We start from the raw sequence: 20,242 nt of genomic DNA on the forward strand, positions 1-20,242 counted from the left end.
TCGACGTGCGGGGCCGCGTCCGAGCCGGTTGCGCCGCGACGGGCGCAGCGCAATCGGGTTTACGAACCGACGGCCTTGTACAGCGAGCCGATCTCCTTGCGGTTCAGCTTGCGGATGGCGCCGGGTTTGGTCTGCCCCAGCTGGACGCCGCCGACCGCGGTGCGGACCAGTTTGCGCACCGGGTGGCCCACCTCGCGCAGCAACCGGCGCACGACGTGTTTGCGCCCCTCGTGCAGCACGAGTTCCACCAGCGTCCGCCCGGCCTGTATGTCCTTGACCCGGAACTCGTCCACCCGCACCGGCCCGTCGTCGAGCTCGATCCCGCTGCGCAGCCGTTTGCCGAGACCCCGCGGAACCGCACCGTCGACCTCGGCCAGGTACGTCTTCGGCACGTGGAACGACGGGTGCATCAGCTTGTTCGCCAGATCGCCGTCGTTGGTCAGCAGCAGCAGGCCCTCGGTCTCGACGTCCAGCCTGCCGACGTGGAACAGGCGTTCCCTGCGGTTCCGCACGTAGTCGCCCACGCACAGCCTGCCCTCGTCGTCCGACATCGTGCTGTGGACGCCCTTGGGCTTGTTCAGCGCGAGATACACCAGCGTGTCGTCCACGATCAGGCGTTCGCCGTCGACGTGGATCACGGCGGTGTCCGGGTCCACGCGCCTGCCGAGTTCCCGCACGGTTTCGCCGTCCACGCTCACCCGGCCCTGCGCGATCAGCTCCTCGGACGCGCGCCGCGACGCGACGCCCGCCTGGGCGAGCACTTTCTGCAGGCGAACCCCTTCGGGGTTGCTAGATGTCATCGATCGAATCCACCTCGGGTAGCAAGGGTGCGATGGGCGGCAGGTCGTTCAACGACTCCAGGCCCAACCGCTCCAGGAACAACTCGGTCGTCACGTACAGCGTGCCGCCGGACTCACCGTCGGCGCCGCTCTCCTCGATCAGACCGCGCTGTACGAGAGTACGGATCACGCCGTCGACGTTCACACCGCGTACCGCCGCGACCCTCGACCGCGTCACCGGCTGCCGGTACGCGATAACCGCGAGCGTTTCGAGCGCTGCCCGCGTGAGCTTCGACCGCTGGCCGTCGAGCAGCAGTTTCTCCACGAACGGGGCATACGTGTCGCGCGTGTAGAACCGCCAGCCTTCCGCCGACCGGCGCAGGTCGAACCCGCTGCCGCGGTCGGTGTAGTCCTCGGCCATCGTGCGCAACGTCTCGGTGACCCGGTCGACCGGCTGTTCCAGCGCACCGGCCAGGGTCTCCTCCGTGACCGGCGCGTCGACGACGAGCAGCATCGACTCGAGCGCCGACACCAGCGTGTCGTAGTCGGACACGTCGGGCAGCGTCCGGTCCTGTGCCACCGTCGTCAGGCTCGTGTCCCCGCCCTCCGCATCGCCGTCAGCGAGGTCCGGGTCGGTGAGATCGGAGTCGGTGAGATCGGGATCGGCGGGGTCGGAGGCGGTGGCGTCCCCGCCTGTGACAGTGCCGCCGGGACCGAGGTCCTCGTCGCCTGCGGCGTCGCTGCCACGGTCGAGGGCGCCGTCGCTGTCGGCGGGGCCCCCGCCGTCGGTTTCGCCGTCAGCGGCGATCTCAGCGGCGACCTCGGCGGAGCGGTCGGTGTCGACGGTCTCGTCGCCGAAGGACTCGTCGTGAGCCTCCGTCCACCCGGTGTCGCCCACGCCCTCCGGGGCCGCAGGATCGTCCGTGGCGGCCGTGCTGTCGGTGGCGGTGGCCGTGGTGTCGGCGGCCGTGCTGTCGGTGGCGGCGGCTTCGGCGCCGGGCCGCGCATCGGTGTCGTGTGGCTCGTTCACCCGTACTCCTCGTCGTCCCTGTCGGCAGCCCGGTCGACTTCGGCCCGCGCCGTGGCCTCCTCGACCGAGCCGCCCGTCCAGCGCACGTGCAGCTCGCCCAGTGCCTCCTCCTGCTCGAGATTCACGGATTTCTCCCGGTAGAGCTCGAGCAGCGCCAGGAACCGCGCCACCACCTCGAGAGTGTGTTCGCAGTCGGCGACGAGGCCACGGAACGTGCCGTTCCCCTGCTCCGCGAGGCGGATCCGCAGCAGGGCCGCATGTTCGCGCACCGAGACCTTGCCCATGTGCAGATGGTCGAGCGACACCTCGGGCGTGGGTTTGGGCCGGAACACCCCGAGCGCGATGTCGGCGAACTTGTCCGGAGTGACGCCGAGCATCACCTCGGGCAGCAGGCCGAGATACCGCTCCTCCATGCTCACCGACCGTGGGTACCGCCGGAGCGCACCGGCCTCGAGCTCGCCGAACAGCGCCGCCACCTGCTTGTACGCCCGGTACTGCAGCACGCGCGCGAACAGCAGGTCACGCGCCTCCAGCAACGCGAGGTCGTCCTCGTCCTCGACCTCGGCCGACGGCAGCAGCCGCGCGGCCTTCAGGTCGAGCAGCGTTGCCGCGACGACGAGGAACTCGGTGGTCTCGTCCAGGTCCCATTCCTGGCCGAGCGACCGGGTGTGGGCGATGAAGTCGTCGGTGACCTGGTGCAGGGCGACCTCGGTGACGTCGAGCTGGTGCTGCGAGATCAGCTGCAGCAGCAGGTCGAACGGTCCTTCGAAGTTCGCCAGTCGCACCTGGAACCGCGGTGTGCCGTCGGCGGAATCCCCGCCACCCGCATCCGCGGCGCCGGTGTCGGCGTCACCTGCGGCCGGCGCGGTCCCGCTGGTGGCGTTCCCGCTGTCGGTGCCGTGTCCGGTGCCGTCGCCGCTCCCACCGGCAGGCGCCTCGGGTACCGCGCCGCGATCCGTCCGGTCACCGGCTGCAGGGGTGGCTGTGGGAATGTGCGGGGCGTCCGGTGTGTCGTCGGCGTCCGGCTGGGGCTGTGCCCCGTGGTTCATCAGTTCGGGGCTTCCTGTTCGTCGAGGTCGCCGCGGTCGTCGAGGTCGCCCCCGCGCAGCCGCGTGACCAGCACCGAGTCCTCGCCCTGTGCCTCGAAGTCCGCCAGCAGCACGGCGACCGCCTCGCGCACGATCCGCCCGCGGTCGACCGCCAGATCGTGCGAGGCACGCAGCGCCAACCGGGCCTGCTCCATCGCGACCAGCTCGTCACCGGACAGGTAGACGGTGATCTTCGCGTCGTGCTTCTGCCTGCCCGAGCCGCGGCGCGCCGCGGCTGCCTTCGCCAGACCGCCCGAGTCCGACGTCGTCGACGCGGACCTCGCCGACCTCTCCGGGGCGGCCGGCTTCTCGGGGGCCTGCTTCCCGGCCGTGTCCGCGCCCGGCTCCGCAGCCTGCTCACCGGCTGGCCGCGCCGAGGTGTCGGCCGCCGTCTCCTCGACCGACTCGGCTTCCGGGGCCGACGCGGGCGCGGGCGGGCCCGCGGGCGTCACGGCACCGTCGCCGAACACGGGGTTGCTGGTACGGCGGAACAGTTCGGACGCACCGGGCAGGGATGCTCGCCTGCTCACCGGCCGATCACCTCACGTGCCAGCTGCCGGTACGCCGCCGCGCCCGCCGAGCGAGGAGCCCACTTGGTGATCGGTTCGCCGGCCACAGTGGTCTCCGGGAACCGCACGGTGCGGTTGATCACCGTGTCGAACACGGTGTCGCCGAATGCCTCCACCACGCGCGCCATGACCTCCTTCGAATGCAACGTCCTCGGGTCGAACATCGTGGCGAGAATGCCGGTGATGTCCAGTTTGGGGTTGAGCCGCTCGCGCACCTTATCGATGGTGTCGATCAGCAACGCCACGCCCCGCAGACTGAAGAACTCGCACTCCAGCGGGATGATCACGCCGTCGGACGCGGTGAGCGCATTGACGGTGAGCAGTCCCAGCGACGGCTGGCAGTCGACAAGAACATAGTCGTACTGCTTCATCACCGGATGCAGCACCCTCAGTAGCGTGTGCTCACGCCCGACCTCGGCGACCAGCTGCACCTCGGCCGCCGACAGGTCGATGTTGCTCGGCAGCAGGTCGATGCCGTCGAGCTTCGTGTTGCGGATGACGCTGTCGACCGGCAGCGACCGCTCCATGATCACGTTGTAGACACTCTGCTCGAGTTCGTGCGGCTGCACGCCGAGGCCGACCGACAGGGCACCCTGCGGGTCGAAGTCGACGAGCAGCACCCGCCTGCCGTACTCGGCGAGCGCGGCACCGAGGTTGATCGTCGACGTGGTCTTGCCCACGCCACCCTTCTGGTTGCACATGGCCAGCACGGTGGCCGGGCCGTGACGGTGCAGCTCCGGGGGTTCGGGGATCTCCCGCAGCGGCCTGCCGGTCGGGCCGAGCTTGACCTCCTCGGTCTGCTCGGTCTGCCTGCCGCCGGTCTGGTCCTCGCCGGCCGCGGCGGGTGCCGTTTCGGCCGCGGCCGCACCGGAGTAGCCGGGGCCTGCCGCGGGCTCGGACGTGGCGCCTGCGGTCGTACCGCTGCCCCCGGCGGTCGTGTCGCCGGACTCGGAACGCGGCTGCTGGGAGGTCGACATAGGGCGGAAGCTCCTCCTTGGGGCAAGAACGCCGTCAGCCTATTCGCGGTGTAGACATAGCGGCAAAGAGGCTCGCCGCGCGGCGAGCCGATTGTCACCGACCGGCCGCTCGGTAGCGGCCGGACACGCCGCGATCGGCGAGGCCGCCGGGACCGCCGGTGGCGCGACGGTGCAGTACGACGGTGGCGCGGTACGACCGGCGGCGGGACCGTCAGTGGAGCGCGCGGGGATGGGCCGTCGCGTACACCTCGCGCAGCGTGGTGACGGTGACGAGGGTGTAGACCTGTGTGGTGGACACGGAGGCGTGCCCGAGCAGCTCCTGCACCACCCGCACGTCGGCGCCGCCTTCGATGAGATGGGTGGCGAACGAGTGCCGCAGCGTGTGCGGCGACACGGTCGCACTGATGCCGGCCCGCTCCGCGGCGGTCTTGAGCACGTGCCACGCGCTCTGCCGCGACAGTCTGCCGCCGCGCGCGTTGAGGAACACCGCGGCCGTGCCACGGCCCGACCTGGCCAGCACCGGACGCGCACGGACGAGGTAGGCGTCGAGTGCTTCCAGCGCAGGCCTGCCGATCGGCACGAGCCGCTGCCTGCCGCCCTTGCCGTCGAGCAGTACGGTGCGCTCGCCCGTATCGATGTCGTCGACGTCGAGTCCGACCGCCTCCGAGATGCGCGCGCCGGTCGAGTACAGCAGTTCCAGCAGCGCACGGTCCCGCAGCGGGCGCTCCCCTTCGGGTGAGGGAGTGGCGAGCAGGCGCAGCACGTCGTCGACCGGCAGTGCCTTCGGCAACCGCCGTGCGGGCGCCGGTGGATGCACGTCGCGGGCGGGGTCGTGGGCGGTGATGCCGTCCGCACTGGCGAACTTGTGCAGCCCGCGCACCGCGACCAGGGCCCGTGCCGCCGACGACGCCGCCAGCGGCCGATGCTCGTCGTCACCCTCCCGCAGCACCGCACCGAACTCGGCGACGTGCGCGGGCTCCACGGCCGCCGGCTCGGTGATGCCGTGGCGTTCCAGGAACGCCACGTAACGACGCAGATCACGGGCATATCCGTCGAGGGTGTTCTTCGACGTGCCGCGTTCGACCGCGAGGTGGTCGAGATAGGTCGCCACGACCTGCTCGACGGACCCTCGCGCGCGTGTCACGCGGACACTGTAGACGGATCCGCCGCGTCGGCAGGCACATTCGCCCCGGCCTGTTCCCTTTCGTTCGCGTGGGCGAACGGCGCCCGCCTGCGAAGACCGTCCGAACCGGCGTCGAAACGGTACCGTCGAACTCATGACGCAGGACCCGAACGAGCTCCGCGTCGGATACGCGGAACGGGAGGAAGCCTCCCGCGTGCTCGCCGAGCACTTCAGCTCCGGCCGGCTGTCGATGGCCGAGTACGAGGAGCGCGTGGGCTCGGCCGCCGCGGCCCGGACGCGTGCCGACCTGAGCAGACTGTTCGACGACCTTCCCGCGCCGCACCCGACGTTCCTCCGGCCTTCGCCCGAGTCGCTTCCCCCGACAGTGCACCGCCCCGGAACGGCGCCCACAGCCGGCCGCACCGCCGATGTGCTGCCGCCGTCCGACAAGTCGAAGATCCTCGCCGGACTACTGCAGATCCTGCTTCCGTTCGGCATCGGCAGGTTCTACACGGGACACACCGGCCTGGCGCTCGCCCAGTTGCTGGTGACGCTGCTGACGCTCGGCGTGGGCTCGATCTGGCCGTTCATCGACGGGATCGTGCTGCTGGCTCGCGGCGGAGTCGACGGCAACGGCCGCCGACTCCGCGACTGACCTCGTCGCTGCCGTCGCTGCCGAGTCGGGGCGTCAGCGGTCGCGGAGCCGTTCGGCGAACGTCATCGGCCGGTGCCGCCACGGGGCGTGCGGCCCGCGCGGGGAGCGTTGCCCGGTCAGCACGGCGTGCGCCGCGAGCACACCCGCGACACTCGCACCGTTGACGATCTCACCGGCCAGCGCCATGCCGACCGCCTCCGCCAGCGGGACGGTCGTGATCGTCAGGTCGGCCTCCTCGTCCCCGTGGGCCTGCCGCTGCACCGGCGTCAGCTCGCGTGCCAGATAGACGCGCACGACCTCGTCGGTGAAGCCGGGCGAGGCGGCGACCTCGACGAGCGTGTCCCACCGCGCCGCCGTCAGTCCCGCTTCCTCGACCAGCTCGCGGGCCGCGGTGTCCACGGGATCCTCGCCGTCGACGTCGAGCAGGCCCGCGGGCAGTTCCCACAGCCGGTCCCGCACCGGATGGCGGTACTGGTGGATGAGCGTCACGCCACCGTCGTCGTCGACCGCGCACACGGCCACCGCGCCGAGGTGCTCGACCACCTCGCGCCGCGCCGTGCCGCCGCCCGGCATCGACACCTCGTCGATACGCAGCCCCACCACGCGTCCGATGTGGATGTCCTGCGTGGACACCACGTCGAACGCGTGCGTTCCCGGCTCCGTCACCGCGTTCCCGCCGATTCCGGCAGCTCGACCGGGAGCCGTTCCGCGGTGTGGTAATCGACGGCCGCACGGACGAACGCGCTGAACAGCGGGTGCGGGCGCGTCGGCCTGCTCTTCAGTTCGGGGTGTGCCTGCGTGGCGACGAAGAACGGATGCTCCGCGGCGGGCAGTTCCACGAACTCGACGAGCCGATCGTCGGGCGAGGTGCCGGAGAACACCAGGCCCGCTTCCGACAACCGGGCACGGTAGGCGTTGTTGACCTCGTAGCGGTGGCGGTGCCGTTCGGAGATCTCCGTGTCGCCGTAGGCGGCCGCGACCTGCGAACCCGCCTGCAGTTTCGCCGGGTAGGCACCGAGCCGCATGGTGCCGCCCATGTCCTTCTCCCCCGCGACGACCTCCTTCTGGTCGGCCATCGTGGAGATCACCGGATGACGGGTCGCGGGGTCGAACTCGGCCGAGTCCGCGCCGTCGATACCGGCGAGGTTGCGGGCGGCCTCGACGACCATGCACTGCAGCCCCAGGCACAGCCCCAGCACCGGGATCTTGCGTTCGCGGGCGAACTTGATCGCACCGATCTTGCCCTCGATGCCGCGGATGCCGAACCCACCGGGAATCAGCACTCCGTCCACATCGGACAGAGCGGCGGCGGCCCCGGACTCGGTGAGCAGGTCGTCCGAGGCAACCCAGACGATCTTCACCTTGGCGTGGTGGGCGAACCCGCCCGCACGCAGCGCCTCGGTCACCGACAGGTAGGCGTCCGGCAGGTCGATGTACTTGCCGACCAGCGCGATCCGCACCGTCTCGCTCGGGTTGTGCACGCGTTCGAGCAGGTCGCCCCACACCGTCCAGTCGACGTCGCGGAACGGCAAGCCGAGCCTGCGCACCACGTAGGCGTCGAGCGCCTCGGCGTGGAGCACCTTCGGGATGTCGTAGATGGACGGCGCGTCCGGGCAGGCGACCACGGCCTCGCTGTCCACATCGGACATCAGGCCGATCTTGTTCTTGACCTCGTCGGACAGTTCGCGGTCGGCGCGGCACACCAGCGCGTCCGGCTGGATACCGATGTTGCGCAGCGCCGCCACCGAGTGCTGGGTCGGCTTCGTCTTGAGCTCACCGGACGGCGCCAGATACGGCACGAGCGAGACGTGCAGGAAGAAGCAGTTGTCCCGGCCGACGTCGTGCCGGACCTGGCGGCACGCCTCGAGGAACGGCAGCGACTCGATGTCACCCACCGTGCCGCCGACCTCGGTGATCACGACGTCGGGCCGCTTACCGCTGCCGTCACCGTCGGCGACGGCCATGATGCGCGCCTTGATCTCGTCCGTGATGTGCGGGATGACCTGCACCGTGTCGCCCAGGTACTCGCCGCGGCGCTCCTTGGCGATCACGGACGAGTACACCTGGCCGGTGGTCACGTTGGCCGAACCGGAGAGGTCACGGTCGAGGAAGCGTTCGTAGTGCCCGATGTCCAGATCGGTCTCGGCGCCGTCGTCGGTGACGAACACCTCACCGTGCTGGAACGGGTTCATGGTGCCCGGGTCGACGTTGAGATACGGATCCAGCTTCTGCATCGTGACGCGGAGCCCACGAGCGGTGAGAAGCTGGCCCAGGCTGGAGGCGGTAAGCCCCTTGCCGAGCGAGGAGGCGACGCCTCCGGTGACGAAGACGTACTTGGTTGTCCGCGGCTGAAGTCCCACGGGCTTCCACCTTAACTCACGCTTCCGGATTCGTGCGCAGGCGCCTCACGCGCGCCGTGGCGCGCCGCGCATGCGACAGTGACTCCGTGTCCACCGACGACCCCGTGCCCACCGCCACTTCCTGGACCGCCCCGACGGCGGCGACCACACCGGCCACGGCAGGTGACGCCACCCTCCGTGCCACGGTGCGCGTGCCCGGGTCGAAATCCATCACCAACCGCGCCTGCGTTCTCGCGGCACTGTCGGCGGGAACCACGCTGGTGCGCGAACCGCTCGATTCGCGCGACGCCCGCCTGATGCTCGCCGCGCTGCGCGAACTCGGGGCGACGGCCGAGCACACGGCCGACGGACTGCGTATCAGCCCGCTCACGCAGGGCGACGGCGAGACCCACGTGGTACTGGGCAACGCGGGCACCGTGGCGCGGTTCACGCCCGCGCTGGCGGCACTGGGCGAGCGGACCGTCCACTTCGACGGGGACGCCGCGATCCGCCGCAGGCCGCTGTCACCGCTGCTGGACGCACTGCGCACGCTCGGGGCCGACATCGAGGACGGCCCCGGCGAGCCAGGCGCTCCCCCGTTCACCGTCCACGGCCACGGCGGACTGCGCGGCGGCGAGGTCGACCTGGACTCGTCGGCGTCCAGCCAGTTCCTGTCGGCCCTGCTGCTGGCCGCACCGGCCTTCGACCACGGCGTGACGGTGCGGCTGCTCGGCGAGGTGCCCAGCGAGCCGCACATCGCCATGACCCTCGACATGCTCCGCCGGTTCGGCGCGGCACCGGAGCGCCGCGGCCGCGAGGTGCACGTGCCGCCCGCCACGCTGACGCTGGCCGACTACGCCGTCGAACCGGACCTGTCGACGGCGGCGCCGTTCGTCGCGGCGCCGCTGGTGACAGGCGGCACGGTCCGGATCGTGGGCTGGCCACGCGAAACCACCCAGCCGGGGGACTGGCTGCGCAGCCTCGTCGCCGAGCTCGGCGGTGAGGCCGTGTTCGAGCGCGGCGCCGACGGTTCCGACGTGCTCCGCGTGAGCGGCGACGGCCGGCTGGCCGGCCGGGAGCTCGACCTGCACGAGGTCGGCGAGCTGACCCCGGTGGTCGCGGCGATGCTGTGCTTCGCCGACGGTCCCTCGCGTATCTCCGGCGTGGCACACCTGCGCGGGCACGAAACGGACCGGCTGGCCGCGCTCGCGACCGAACTGACCGCGCTCGGCGGCGCGGTCAGCGAGACTGCCGACGGGCTCGTCATCGGCCCGGCGCCGCTGCACGCGGGCACGTTCCACACCTACGACGACCACCGGCTCGTCATGGCGGGTGCGGTGCTGGGCCTGCGGGTGTCCGGCGTCGAGGTGGAGAACCCCGCCACGGTCGGCAAGACGTTCCCCGGCTTCGTCGACGCGTGGCACGCCATGCTCGGCGCCGTCTGAACTCGGCGCCGTCTGAACTCAGCGCCGTCTGAACTCAGCGCCGTCGGACACCCGGCCCGTCTGAAACCTGGCCCGCCTGACGCTCGGACTGCTGACCGGCACGCCACAGCGACCCGGCAGGACGCGACTCACGGGGACGCGTGCGCCGCCGGCTCGCCCGCGTGCCGTACGTGTCCCGGCGCGTCAGCGGCTCTCCTTGTCCACTCCCGGTGCGGGCGCCTCGGCGTTGCCCGCCGTGCCGTAGCGGCCCGCGTCGCCTTCGAGCTGTTCGCGCAGGGCCAGCACGGTGGCGATCCGGCCGGAGTGCGCACCAACGTTATCCACTGTGGACAACACGGACGTGGTCGCCGTGTCCGCCCTGGCCACGCCGACCGCACCGGCGCCGCCCGACGAGCCCTGCCTGCCGGCCAGCACGGTGCCCGCACCGGACCGGTCGAGCTGGGCTGCGAACCGTGCCACCGTCGCGGCCTTGTTGCCGGCCCCGTCACCCGTGGCCTCACCACCGGTCAGCACGATCGCCAACTGCGCCGGTTTGACCGAGTCCTTGCTCGGGTTGACGAACCCGCTCTCGGTCAGTCCGGACAGCGCGGCCTGCCGTTCGTCACCGGACGCCTGGGGTTTCGCGTTCTCGCCGTCGAGCAGCAGCACCGAACCGGCGAGCGCCCCGGCGAGCGTGCCCGGGTCCCCGGCCGTCGGGAACTGCGCTCCCGACGGCTGCAGCCGCGTGGCGATCTCCCGCAGCTGGTCGGACTGGCCGGGATCGGTGAACGCCTCCGTCAGCTGGACCTCACCGGTGACGTCGGCGCCCGCCTGCTCGACCCGTTCGGTCAGCGCGTCCCGGTCGGCCGAACTCGCGTCCGGCGTCGTGATGAACACGACCGACCGCTTGTCGAGCAGCCCGTCGACCACACTGCCGCCGACCGACCCTGCGAACTCGTCCGCGTCGGCGAGCTGTGCCTCCAACGCGTTCCGTTGCGATTCGAGGTCGCTCACCTCGGCGGCCAGTTCCCCGCGCTCGTCCGACAGTCCGGACAGCAGTGGCCCGTTCAGGGCGGTCGAGCCGAGCACGACGCCGATCGCCAGTGCGAGGAACGCCGCCGCGATCGAGACGATGTGGTACCGCAGCGAGATCACGACAGCAGCCCCCTGACCCAGGACGCGAACGAATTCCAGGTGTCGCGCAACCAGTCCGCGTACACGCTGCCGACGTCGGAGACGAGCAGCGCGGCCGCGACGACCGCCAGTGCGGCCAGCACCAGCAGCACGACGGCGCTCATCGACACGCGGTTGCGGTGCAGCGTGGCGACCGCTTTCCCGTCGACGAGTTTCGTGCCGAGCTTGAGCCGGGTCAGGAACGTGGACGGGTTCGACCCGGACCGGCCGTGGTCGAGGAACTCCCGCAGCGTCGCCTGGAACCCGACCGTGACGACGAGGCCCGCGTCGTGGGTGTCGGCCAGCAGCAGGGCGAGGTCCTCCGAGTTGCCCGATGCCGGGAACGTCACGGCACCGATCCCGAGGTCCTGGATGCGTTCGACGCCCGGCGCGTAGCCGTCCGGCTGGGCCGGCACGACGACCTCGTGGCATTCCTTGAGCGTCTGCGCGCCGATACCGCTGGGATCGCCGACCACGACGTCCGGGGTGTACCCGAGCTCGCGGAGTGTGTCGGCCGCCGCGTCCACGCCGATCAGCGCGGGCCGATGCTCGTTGATGTACTTCTTCAGCGCCTTGAGGTCGTCGGCGTGTTCGTTGCCCGGCGCGACGACCAGCACGTGCCGGCCGGTCAACGGCAGGCGCAGCTCGGGCACGCCCACGCCGTCGAGGATGAGCGCCCGCTCACGGCGGAGGAACTCGATCGTGTTGGCCGAGAACGCCTCCAACTGGGTGGACATCCCGGCCTTGGCCTCGATCATGGCGTCGGCGACGCTCTCGGCCGTCTGCACCGTTCCGGAGGCGATCTCCTCGTCCCCGGCGTACAGGGTGCCTTCGTACAGGCGGACCTTGCTGCCGTCCTTGATGCGCTGCACCACGTCGGATCCCACGTTGTCGATCAGTGGGATGCCCGCCTCGACGAGGATCTCGGGGCCGAGGTTGGGAAAGCGCCCCGAAATGGACGGCGCGGCGTTCACGACCGCCGCGACCTCGGCCGCGGTGAGCACGTCCGCCGTGGCACGGTCGATGTCGACCTCGTCCATCACGACGATGTCCCCGGAGCCCACCCGCCGCAACAACTCCCGGGTGCGCCGGTCGACGCGTGCCACTCCGCTGATGCCGGGCAGCGTTTCCTTGGCCCGGGTGAGCAAGCCGGAGAGTTTCATGGCTCGATACTGGCAAACGAACTCGCCGAAAACCGCGGCGACGCGCCGGGAACGGCCGACGATCACCTTCATCCGCGCCGTGGATCACACCACCTGCGCGCCGCCGGGAACCGGTCACACCGGGAGCGGGCGCATCGCCGCCGCCCGCTCCCGGCACCACCGCCGCCGTCGGCGAAAGATCCACTTCGGACGGGTCACGTCCGGTCGCGACCGGCCGATCCCTTCCCGGAACCCGACTTTCCGGACGTCTTCTTCTCGCCCCGAGTCTTCTCGCTCCGCTGTGCCTTCTCGCTCCGCTGTGCCTTCTCATCCCGCGGTGTCCTCTCATCCCGCGGTGCCTTCTCCTGCCGCGGCGTGGCCGTCGAGCCCGTCCGCCGCGAAGCCGTGGCGTCCGAGCCACCGCCCTTCGCAGCACCCTTCGCCGCGGCACCCTTCGCAGCGCCGCCCTTCGCAGCGCCGCCCTTCGCAGCGCCGCCCTTCGCAGCGCCGCCCTTCGCAGCGCCGCCCTTCCCGGGGGCCGGTTCCGATTTGTACGTGTCCGCGGTGGCGATCAGTTCCTCCGCGTGGGCGCGGCCCGCCTCACTGTCGTCGAGACCGGCCAGCATGCGCGCGAGCTCGTCGACCCGGTGTTCCGGGTCGAGCACGGTCACACCACTGCGCGTGATGCCGTCGGCCGTTCCCTTGTCCACCACGAGATGCCGGTCGGCGAACGCCGCCACCTGCGGCAGGTGGGTCACCACCAGCACCTGGTGGGTCCGTGCCAGCGTCGCGAGCCGTTTGCCGATCTCGACGGCCGCGCGGCCCCCGACGCCGGCGTCCACCTCGTCGAACACGAGCGTCTGCACGGGGTCTGCGTGCGCCAGCACGACCTCGATCGCCAGCATCACGCGCGATAGCTCACCGCCGGAGGCCGCCTTGTGCACCGGCATCGGCTGCGCCCCGGAATGGGCCTTCAGCACCAGCTCGACCTCGTCGACACCCTCTGGGCCCGCGTGCACCCGCTCCCCCGCCACGGTCAGCGCGTGCGGATCGGCGTCGTCGGCCGCCTTGGTGCCGACGGCCAGTTCGACCTCGGCCTGCCCCATGGCCAGGCCGGCCAGCTCGGCGGTGATCCCCGCCGCCAGCTCCGCCGCAGCGCTGCGCCGGGCGGTGCTCACCGCCTCCGCGTGGGCCGCCAGTTCGGCAGCCAAGTCGTCCCGGCGGGCCGCAAGTGCGCTCAGGGCTTCGTCGGAGGTGTCCAGCCCGGCGAGTCGTTCCCGCGCGTCCTCCGCCCACGCGAGCACGCCGTCGACGTCCGCGGCGTACTTGCGGGTCAGTTTCTTCAGGTCCGCCTGCCGGGCGAGGATCCGTTCCAGTCGCTCGGGATCGGCTTCGAGACCGTCGAGGTAGCCGGTGAGTTCGGCACCGACGTCGGACAGCAGCGTTGCGGCCTCGGCCACGCGGGGTTCCAATTCGCGCAGCACCGTGTCGTCGGCCGCCGACAGCCTGCGGCGGGCCTCGGCGAGCAGCCCGAGCGCGCCGGGGGCGTCCGGGTCGCCGTCGGCCGCCCCCGAGACGGCGGCCGACGCCGCCGAGGCCGTCTCCCGCAGTTCGTCGACCGCGGACAGCCGTTTCACCTGCTCGGTCAGTTCGGTGTCCTCGCCGGGCTCCGGGGCGGCCGATTCGATCTCGGCGAGGCCGTGCCGCAGCATGTCCGCCTGTTGCGCCAGTTCACGGGACCGCGACGACCGTTCTTCGAGCTCGGTGATCACCTCGAGCCATTCCCGCCGGACCCGCCGGTACTCGGCGAGCGACGCCGCGACGGGGTCGCCGGCGAACCGGTCGAGCACGGCACGCTGCTGCGCCGCGCGCAGGAGTTTCAGCTGGTCGTTCTGCCCGTGGACGGCGATCAGCTGCTCGGCCAGGTCACCGAGAACCCCGACCGGTACGGACCGGCCGCCGAGGTGCGCCCGCGAGCGGCCGTCGGCACCGACCGAGCGGAGCGCGATGACGCTGCCGTCCTCGTCGATGTCCGCGCCCGCGTCGGTCACGATCGTGGGCGCACGGTCACCGGACGCACCGATTCCCTCGAAACGCCCTTCGACGGCCGCCTTGGCCGCTCCCGCGCGCACTTTCGACGCCTCCGACCGGCCACCCGACAACAGGTGCAGTCCGGTGACGACCATGGTCTTGCCCGCCCCGGTCTCACCGGTGACGACGGTGAGACCCGGGTGCAGTTCGAGCAGGGCGTCCTCGATCACTCCGAGGCCCTGGATTCGCATCTCGGCCAGCACGGGCACCACCGTATCGGCAGTCACCGACAACCGGGAGGATGCACCGGTGAGACATCGCGTACCCGCATCGGCCGGACTCCTGGCGATGCTGCTCCTGGGAGCCTGCACGCCCACCTCGGCGCCGGAAGCCGTGGGAACCCCGACGTCGGCACCCTCGGCACCCTCGGCACCCGGCGAATCGTGTCCTGCGAGCGATGCGCGGATCGCAGCCGTCGGCAGCGAGGCCGCCATGGGGCTGCGGATACTGCATCTGGAGTTCACGAACTGCAGCGAACGGCCGCAGCACCTGAGCGGATATCCCCGGCTACGGGTGCTCGACGAGAACCGGACGCGGATGGACGTGCGCGTCCGCGAGGGGTCCGCGGGTATCGCCACGGTGGAGGGGTTCGACGACCCGCCGCGGGAGCTCACACTGCAACCGGGCGGGACCGCGCGGACCGGCTTGATGTGGCGCAACACCAACACCGCGACCGGCGCACCCGGCGTCGGCGAGTACCTGGAGATCGCTCCCACCGCGGGGCGGCCCTGGCAGCCGGTGGAGCAGTCGGCAGCGGACCGGGACGGGCTGCACATCGACCTCGGGTCGACCGGCACGCTCGGGGTGCGAGCCTGGCACCGGGACGAGAGCGGCTGAATCGGTCGCCGGTGGTGCCCGGCATCCGCCGCGCAGCCACGCCGGTTCGGTCGTCAGCTCGGGTCGCCGCGGTCGTGGCGTTCGCGCCAGCTCTTCACCGGCAGCGAGAACTTGTGCACGAGGCGGTCGGTGAACGGCCCGTCCCACAGGTGCGCCAGCCGGACGGGAACCGTGCCGGCCACGACCCGCACCTGCATGCCTGCGTCGAGTTCGATGTGACGCAGCCCGTCGCAGGTCAGCACCGCGGGGAACCCGTCGGGGTCGACACTCACCGTGATGATCGACTCGCGCGAGACCACGAGGGGGCGCGAGAACATGGCGTGGGCGTTGCTGGGCACCACGAGCAGCGCCTCGACGTCGGGCCACACCACCGGCCCGCCCGCCGAAAAGGCGTAGGCGGTCGATCCGGTCGGCGTCGAGCACAGCACCCCGTCGCAGCCGAACGCCGACACCGGCCGCCCGTCGACCTCGATCAGCGCGTCGAGGATGCGTTCGCGGCTGGATTTCTCCACGCTGGCCTCGTTGAGGGCCCAGGTCGCGGCCACGACCTCGTCGCCCCGCGTCACCGTGACGTCGATGGTCATGCGCTCCTCGATGCGGTAGGCACCCCGCACGACGCGTTCGACCGTATCGGCCAGTGCGTGCGAGTCGGCCTCGGTGAGGAACCCGACGCGGCCCAGGTTCACGCCCAGCACCGGCACCCCGGCGGGCCGGGCCAGTTCGGCCGCCCGCAGCAGGGTTCCGTCACCGCCGAGCACGAGCACCAGTTCGGCCCCGTCCGCCGGGCGATGCTCGGGGTCGACCACCACGCACGGCGTGTCCCCTGCGCGGCCGACGAGCTGGCGCACCTCGTCGTCGACGACGCGCAGGCCGATCCCGGCGCCTGCCAGCCGCGCGGCGACCGCGCGCGCGGCGTCCTGGGTCGACTCCCGGTCCGGATGCACCACGAGCAGCACTTCACGAGGCCCGAAACTCATTGCGGCCCCCTCACCGTCGTCACCGTCACTGCGGTCCCTTCTCGACCGCGGTGCGCACCAGCTGTTCCGGGTCGGGCCGTTCGGCGCCGGTGTCCGCACCGCCCTTGCGCAGCCAGGCGAAGAATTCGACGTTGCCGGAGGGTCCCGGCAACGGGCTGGCTGTGACGCCGCGCGGGTGCAGGCCGTGTTCGGCCGCCGCCGCCAGCACGGTCAGCACCGCCTCGCCGCGGAGTTCCGGATCACGAACGACACCACCGCTGCCCAACCGGTGCTTTCCGACCTCGAACTGCGGTTTGACCATCGGCAGCAGGTCGGCGCCGTCGGCCGCGCACGCGGCGAACGCGCCGAGCACGAGCGTCAGCGAGATGAACGACAGGTCCGCCACCACCAGGTCCACCGGACCGCCGATGTCGTCGGGGCTCAGACTGCGGACGTTGGTCTTGTCCAGTACCACGACGCGTTCGTCGGTGCGGAGGCGCCAGTCGAGCAGTCCGCGGCCGACGTCGGCCGCCACGACCTCACGGGCACCTTCCCGCAACAGCACGTCGGTGAATCCGCCGGTGGACGCGCCCGCGTCGAGGCAACGGGCACCCGCGACGGTCAGCCCATCGGGGGTGAACGCCTCCAGTGCGCCGAGCAGCTTGTGCGCGCCCCGCGACGCCCAGCCGGGGTCGTCGTCGCTACGGACCACGATCGGTGCGTCCGCCTCGACGCCCGTCGCCGCTTTGGTCGCCACCATGCCGCGGACGGTGACCCTGCCTTCGCCGATCAGCGTGCTGGCCTGCTCGCGGGACCGCGCGAGCCCGCGCCGCACCAGTTCGGCGTCGAGCCGTGCCCTACGCGGCATGGCTCGACCGCTTCCACCAGCGGCGCACCGATGTGCCCAAGCCGTTGGCCGCCATGGTCACACCTTGTCGATGCTGGACAAAGCGACGGTGAGCTCGGTGTGCACAGCCTCGAACCGTTCGACGTGGTCGGCCACGGGCAGCCGGTCGAGGTCGTCGAGAGCGGTGACGGCGTCGTCGATACCGGCCTTCGGGTCGGTGTCCTGGGCCGCTTCCACATCGTGGTTCGCTGGTGTCTCCTGGCCGGCCTCCTGCGGCGGGCCGGGGACCGGGCTGTCGTCGTGCACGCCCCAACGCTATCCGATCCGGCACCGGCAGCCGTCGCCGCCAGGGCCTGCGCAGGGCGCCGGACCCGGCCGGCGACGGGACGTTCAGCCGAGGCCGAGTTCGGCCAGTGCGGTCCTCGCCGTGGCGTCGCCGGAACGCACCGCCGTCGTTCCGGTGCGCCACGCCGCGTCGCACAGACCGCGAAGCAGCGCGACCGGGTCTGCGTGCTCCGTCCGTGCGGCCGCCGTGACCGTCAGCGCGTCGCCACCGTTGTCGATGTGCCAGGGCTCCTGGGCGCCGACCGCCACGCGGTCGGCGGGCTCGTCCAGTGCGGCGAGGTCGGCGGCGAGGTATCCGGGCCGCTCGGCGGGCCCTGCCGTGAGCAGAGCCGCCGGTGTCACCACGCCGGTCAGGACGGCCAGCGAGGCCATTCCCGCGGCGACGGCGCCGGCGATGTCGGTGTCGAGTCGGTCGCCGACGACGAGTGGGCGGGTACTGCCGGCCGAATCCGCGGCGAGACGCAACAGCGGCGTCTCGGGCTTGCCCGCGACGAGCGGAGCCGCCCCCGTGGCCGCACGCAGCGCCGCGACCATCGCCCCGTTGCCGGGAAGCAGGCCGCGTTCCGCGGGCAGCGTCGCGTCTTCGTTGCAGGCGACCCACACCGCGCCCGCGCGGATCGCGAGGCATGCCTCGGCGAGCACGGGCCACGCCGTGTCGGGTGAATGTCCCTGCACGACGCCGGCGACGGAGTCGTCGGCGGTCCGCACGGGTTTCAGTCCCGCGGCGGCGACCTGGTCGGCCAGCGCCTCCGTGCCGACGACCAGTGCACTCGCCCCGGCCGGCAGCCGGTCGGCGAGCAGCCGCACCCCCGCCTGCGCACTCGTGCTCACTTCCCCGTCGTCGGCGGGCACGCCCACGTTCGCCAGGTGCTGCACGACGGCATCCGGCGCCTTCGACGCGTTGTTCGTCACGAACCGGACCGGTGTACCGCGTCCCCGCGCCCACGCCACCGCCTCGGCGGCGCCCGGTACGGGTTCCCCGCCTCGATACACCGTGCCGTCCAGGTCGAACAGCAACGCGTCGCAGACGTCGAGCAGGGTCGCGGTGTCACTCATCCGCGAGCTCCGCGGCACGGTCGGCGGCGTCGGTCTGCACGTCGTCGTCGATCTCGGCGGCACGCAGGAACCATTGCACCGCGTCGGCCGTCCGTCCCGCCGCCGCGAGATTCTCGGCGTAGGCGTAGAACAACCGCACACTCCACGGCTGCGGACGTTGCGGATCCAGGTCGTCGCCCTGAAGCGTGACGACGGCGGCGTCGAGCTGGCCGAGGTCGCGCCGGGCGCCGGCCTCGACGATCTTCAGTTCGACCGCGGTCTCCTTCGGGAGCCCCGCGACGTCCGTTTCCTTCGCGATGTCGATCGCGCGTTCCGGTCTGCCCATCGCTCGTTCGGAGTCGGCGATGACCGCGATGTGCGCGTCGGTGTGCGTCATGCGCCGCACGGCCCGGAGTTCCGACAGCGCTTCGGACCAGTTGCCGGTGTGGTAGGCGGCCAGTCCGAGCGCTTCCCTCGCGACCGGGATCCGGGAAGCACGCTTCTTGGCGTAGCGCGCGTGGGCCAGCGCCGCGTCCGGATCGGTGTCGAGCAATATGCCCGCCGCCACCAGATGCCGGCCGATCCGCTCGGCGAAATCCTTCGGCAGCGACCGCAGTTCGCGCTTCGCGTCACCGTCGAGCATCGAGTACTCGGCCTCGTCGGGAAGCTCCGGCGCCGTCGGCACGTCGCGCGGAGCGCTCCGCTCCGGCTTCCCCGATTCGGCCTTGCCACCGTGGCCGGCTGCACCGCGGTCGGGACGGCGGTCGTCGCGACGTCTGCTGTCGCCGAACGTACGGCCGTCACCTCGGTTGCGGTCGTCGCGTTTCCGATCGTCACGGTTGCGGTCATCGCGGAACTTCCGATCCCCGCCGCCGGAACGCCGGTCGCCGCTCCCGGGGCGCGAGTCACCGGTCCGGCGCTGGTCGCCGCCGGGCCTGCCCCTGCCGTCACGCGGACCGCGATCGTCGCGCGAACCACCGTGACCGCCGCGTCCGCGGTCGTCACGGCCGCCACTGCGGTCCCCGGATCGGCGCTGGTCCCGGCCGCCTTCCCGGTCGTCCCGGGTGCGGTCGTCCCGGAACCGCTCCCGTCGGTCCCCGCGGTCGTCACGGCCACCGGGCTGCCTGCGCCGGTCGTCGCGTTCACCGCCGCGTCCGCGATCGTCGGATCCTCGGCCGTAACCGCCCCGGCCACCATCTCGCCTGTCGTCGCGGCCGCCCGATCGGCCGCCGCTCGCACCGCCGCGGGGGCCGTCGTGACGACCTCGGCTCTGTTGTCCCGGCCGCCCGGGATTGCTGCGGCCACGGTTGCCGGAATCGCCGGCGCCGCCGGAACGCTCGGATCGGCCACGGTCATTGCGGCCACGGTCATCGCGGCCGGAACGGTCGCGCCCGCTCGTGTCGGACACGGGTCCTCCCACTGTTGAAGTTCTCGTTGAGCATACGGATAGGGCCCGCTGGGCGCCCATCCCTCCCGGGACGGTCGCTTCCAGCGGGCCCTACCACTGTAAGTAAGTTCGGCGGTGTCCTACTCTCCCACACCCCTTCGGATGCAGTACCATCGGCGCTGGCAGGCTTAGCTTCCGGGTTCGGAATGGGACCGGGCGTACCCCTACCGCTATCACCACCGAAACACTACGAAACAACACATGCTGTCGCTTCCCCACACACCCGCGTGTGGGGTGGTGTGGTGTTTCAGGATCGTAGAGTGGGTGCGTAGCATCTTCGTGGGCAAGTCCTCGGCCGATTAGTACCAGTCCACTCCAACACACATTACTGCGCTTCCATGTCTGGCCTATCAACCCAATCATCTCTTGGGGGCCTTAACCCATC

The 20,242-nt window shown here is 71.6% G+C and carries 20 protein-coding genes and 2 rRNA genes; 4 read left to right on the top strand and 18 right to left on the bottom strand.

Annotated features, from left to right (window positions below; translation table 11 throughout):
- Positions 1-59 precede the first annotated feature (59 nt).
- The 6 genes from LY12_RS24300 to xerD all read right to left on the bottom strand — a co-directional run bounded on the left by LY12_RS24300 (position 60) and on the right by xerD (position 5,587).
- Complete coding sequence (locus tag LY12_RS24300) at positions 60-800, bottom strand: pseudouridine synthase (protein WP_253859794.1); 741 nt, start codon at positions 798-800, stop codon at positions 60-62.
- Positions 790-1,587, bottom strand: coding sequence for an SMC-Scp complex subunit ScpB (gene scpB, locus LY12_RS24305; RefSeq protein WP_253859818.1), 798 nt, complete (start codon positions 1,585-1,587; stop codon positions 790-792). The genes LY12_RS24300 and scpB overlap by 11 nt, the downstream gene beginning before the upstream one ends.
- Positions 1,588-1,805: 218 nt before the next feature.
- Positions 1,806-2,858: a segregation and condensation protein A gene (locus tag LY12_RS24310; RefSeq protein WP_253859795.1), complete on the bottom strand. Its 1,053-nt coding sequence runs from the start codon at positions 2,856-2,858 to the stop codon at positions 1,806-1,808.
- The gene (locus tag LY12_RS24315) at positions 2,858-3,427 is read right to left on the bottom strand and encodes a cobyrinic acid a,c-diamide synthase (protein ID WP_253859796.1); all 570 of its coding nucleotides are present in this window, start codon (positions 3,425-3,427) and stop codon (positions 2,858-2,860) included. The genes LY12_RS24310 and LY12_RS24315 overlap by 1 nt, the downstream gene beginning before the upstream one ends.
- Entirely contained in the window at positions 3,424-4,443 is a 1,020-nt protein-coding gene (locus LY12_RS24320) for a ParA family protein (protein ID WP_253859797.1), read from the bottom strand. Before LY12_RS24320 ends, LY12_RS24315 begins: the two co-directional genes overlap by 4 nt.
- Before the next feature lie 211 nt (positions 4,444-4,654).
- Positions 4,655-5,587 (bottom strand): site-specific tyrosine recombinase XerD, encoded by a 933-nt coding sequence (xerD, locus tag LY12_RS24325; RefSeq protein ID WP_253859798.1) that lies wholly within the window; start codon positions 5,585-5,587, stop codon positions 4,655-4,657.
- Between the two features lie 133 nt (positions 5,588-5,720).
- Between xerD and LY12_RS24330 the strand changes: the two genes are divergently transcribed.
- Entirely contained in the window at positions 5,721-6,221 is a 501-nt protein-coding gene (locus tag LY12_RS24330) for a DUF1707 domain-containing protein (RefSeq protein WP_253859799.1), read from the top strand.
- A gap of 33 nt (positions 6,222-6,254) precedes the next feature.
- Here LY12_RS24330 and LY12_RS24335 read toward each other — a convergent pair whose 3' ends face one another.
- Together LY12_RS24335 and pyrG are read right to left on the bottom strand one after the other, a co-directional pair.
- Positions 6,255-6,887, bottom strand: coding sequence for an NUDIX domain-containing protein (locus LY12_RS24335; RefSeq protein WP_253859800.1), 633 nt, complete (start codon positions 6,885-6,887; stop codon positions 6,255-6,257).
- Positions 6,884-8,581, bottom strand: a complete 1,698-nt coding sequence (gene pyrG / locus LY12_RS24340; protein WP_253859801.1) for a CTP synthase — start codon at positions 8,579-8,581, stop codon at positions 6,884-6,886. Before pyrG ends, LY12_RS24335 begins: the two co-directional genes overlap by 4 nt.
- Positions 8,582-8,667: 86 nt before the next feature.
- Between pyrG and aroA the strand changes: the two genes are divergently transcribed.
- Positions 8,668-10,005, top strand: a complete 1,338-nt coding sequence (gene aroA / locus LY12_RS24345) for a 3-phosphoshikimate 1-carboxyvinyltransferase (RefSeq protein ID WP_308292169.1) — start codon at positions 8,668-8,670, stop codon at positions 10,003-10,005.
- A 183-nt stretch (positions 10,006-10,188) separates the two neighbouring features.
- On the opposite strand, the gene LY12_RS24350 is transcribed toward aroA, so the two are convergent.
- From LY12_RS24350 to recN, 3 genes are all read right to left on the bottom strand, one after another.
- Positions 10,189-11,139, bottom strand: a complete 951-nt coding sequence (locus LY12_RS24350; RefSeq protein WP_253859802.1) for a copper transporter — start codon at positions 11,137-11,139, stop codon at positions 10,189-10,191.
- Positions 11,136-12,320 carry a putative cytokinetic ring protein SteA gene (gene steA / locus LY12_RS24355; protein ID WP_253859803.1) on the bottom strand — a complete coding sequence of 395 codons (1,185 nt, stop codon included), beginning with the start codon at positions 12,318-12,320 and terminating at the stop codon, positions 11,136-11,138. The genes LY12_RS24350 and steA overlap by 4 nt, the downstream gene beginning before the upstream one ends.
- Positions 12,321-12,514: 194 nt before the next feature.
- A complete protein-coding gene (gene recN, locus LY12_RS24360; protein ID WP_253859820.1) occupies positions 12,515-14,593 on the bottom strand; it encodes a DNA repair protein RecN in 2,079 nt (692 codons plus the stop codon).
- Positions 14,594-14,639: 46 nt separating this feature from the next.
- Between recN and LY12_RS24365 the strand changes: the two genes are divergently transcribed.
- Positions 14,640-15,227: a DUF4232 domain-containing protein gene (locus tag LY12_RS24365; RefSeq protein WP_253859804.1), complete on the top strand. Its 588-nt coding sequence runs from the start codon at positions 14,640-14,642 to the stop codon at positions 15,225-15,227.
- A 53-nt stretch (positions 15,228-15,280) separates the two neighbouring features.
- On the opposite strand, the gene LY12_RS24370 is transcribed toward LY12_RS24365, so the two are convergent.
- The 5 genes from LY12_RS24370 to LY12_RS24390 form a co-directional block, all read right to left on the bottom strand.
- Positions 15,281-16,204, bottom strand: coding sequence for an NAD kinase (locus tag LY12_RS24370; protein WP_253859805.1), 924 nt, complete (start codon positions 16,202-16,204; stop codon positions 15,281-15,283).
- Between the two features lie 25 nt (positions 16,205-16,229).
- The gene (locus tag LY12_RS24375) at positions 16,230-17,051 is read right to left on the bottom strand and encodes a TlyA family RNA methyltransferase (protein WP_253859806.1); all 822 of its coding nucleotides are present in this window, start codon (positions 17,049-17,051) and stop codon (positions 16,230-16,232) included.
- Positions 17,052-17,108: 57 nt separating this feature from the next.
- Positions 17,109-17,336 (bottom strand): hypothetical protein, encoded by a 228-nt coding sequence (locus tag LY12_RS24380; RefSeq protein ID WP_253859821.1) that lies wholly within the window; start codon positions 17,334-17,336, stop codon positions 17,109-17,111.
- Between the two features lie 84 nt (positions 17,337-17,420).
- Positions 17,421-18,431 (bottom strand): HAD-IIA family hydrolase, encoded by a 1,011-nt coding sequence (locus LY12_RS24385; protein WP_253859807.1) that lies wholly within the window; start codon positions 18,429-18,431, stop codon positions 17,421-17,423.
- A complete protein-coding gene (locus LY12_RS24390; RefSeq protein WP_253859808.1) occupies positions 18,424-19,095 on the bottom strand; it encodes a tetratricopeptide repeat protein in 672 nt (223 codons plus the stop codon). The genes LY12_RS24385 and LY12_RS24390 overlap by 8 nt, the downstream gene beginning before the upstream one ends.
- 48 nt (positions 19,096-19,143) lie before the next feature.
- Between LY12_RS24390 and LY12_RS24395 the strand changes: the two genes are divergently transcribed.
- The gene (locus LY12_RS24395) at positions 19,144-19,836 is read left to right on the top strand and encodes a hypothetical protein (RefSeq protein WP_253859809.1); all 693 of its coding nucleotides are present in this window, start codon (positions 19,144-19,146) and stop codon (positions 19,834-19,836) included.
- A gap of 88 nt (positions 19,837-19,924) precedes the next feature.
- Here the strand turns inward: LY12_RS24395 and rrf are convergent.
- Positions 19,925-20,041: ribosomal RNA gene (rrf, locus tag LY12_RS24400) — 5S ribosomal RNA — on the bottom strand.
- A 95-nt stretch (positions 20,042-20,136) separates the two neighbouring features.
- A 23S ribosomal RNA gene (locus LY12_RS24405) occupies positions 20,137-20,242 on the bottom strand; the annotation flags it as partial.

Origin of the sequence: Prauserella alba (assembly GCF_024171735.1) — a bacterium.
Classification (GTDB): Bacteria; Actinomycetota; Actinomycetes; order Mycobacteriales; family Pseudonocardiaceae; genus Prauserella; species Prauserella alba.

Bases quoted from the DNA above. Each gene is read 5' to 3' on its own strand.
- LY12_RS24300 (WP_253859794.1), bottom strand. From the start codon at position 800: ATGACATCTAGCAACCCCGAAGGGGTTCGCCTGCAGAAAGTGCTCGCC.
- LY12_RS24310 (WP_253859795.1), bottom strand. From the start codon at position 2,858: ATGAACCACGGGGCACAGCCCCAGCCGGACGCCGACGACACACCGGAC.
- LY12_RS24320 (WP_253859797.1), bottom strand. From the start codon at position 4,443: ATGTCGACCTCCCAGCAGCCGCGTTCCGAGTCCGGCGACACGACCGCC.
- LY12_RS24330 (WP_253859799.1), top strand. From the start codon at position 5,721: ATGACGCAGGACCCGAACGAGCTCCGCGTCGGATACGCGGAACGGGAG.
- steA (WP_253859803.1), bottom strand. From the start codon at position 12,320: ATGAAACTCTCCGGCTTGCTCACCCGGGCCAAGGAAACGCTGCCCGGC.
- LY12_RS24370 (WP_253859805.1), bottom strand. From the start codon at position 16,204: ATGAGTTTCGGGCCTCGTGAAGTGCTGCTCGTGGTGCATCCGGACCGG.
- LY12_RS24375 (WP_253859806.1), bottom strand. From the start codon at position 17,051: ATGCCGCGTAGGGCACGGCTCGACGCCGAACTGGTGCGGCGCGGGCTC.
- LY12_RS24385 (WP_253859807.1), bottom strand. From the start codon at position 18,431: ATGAGTGACACCGCGACCCTGCTCGACGTCTGCGACGCGTTGCTGTTC.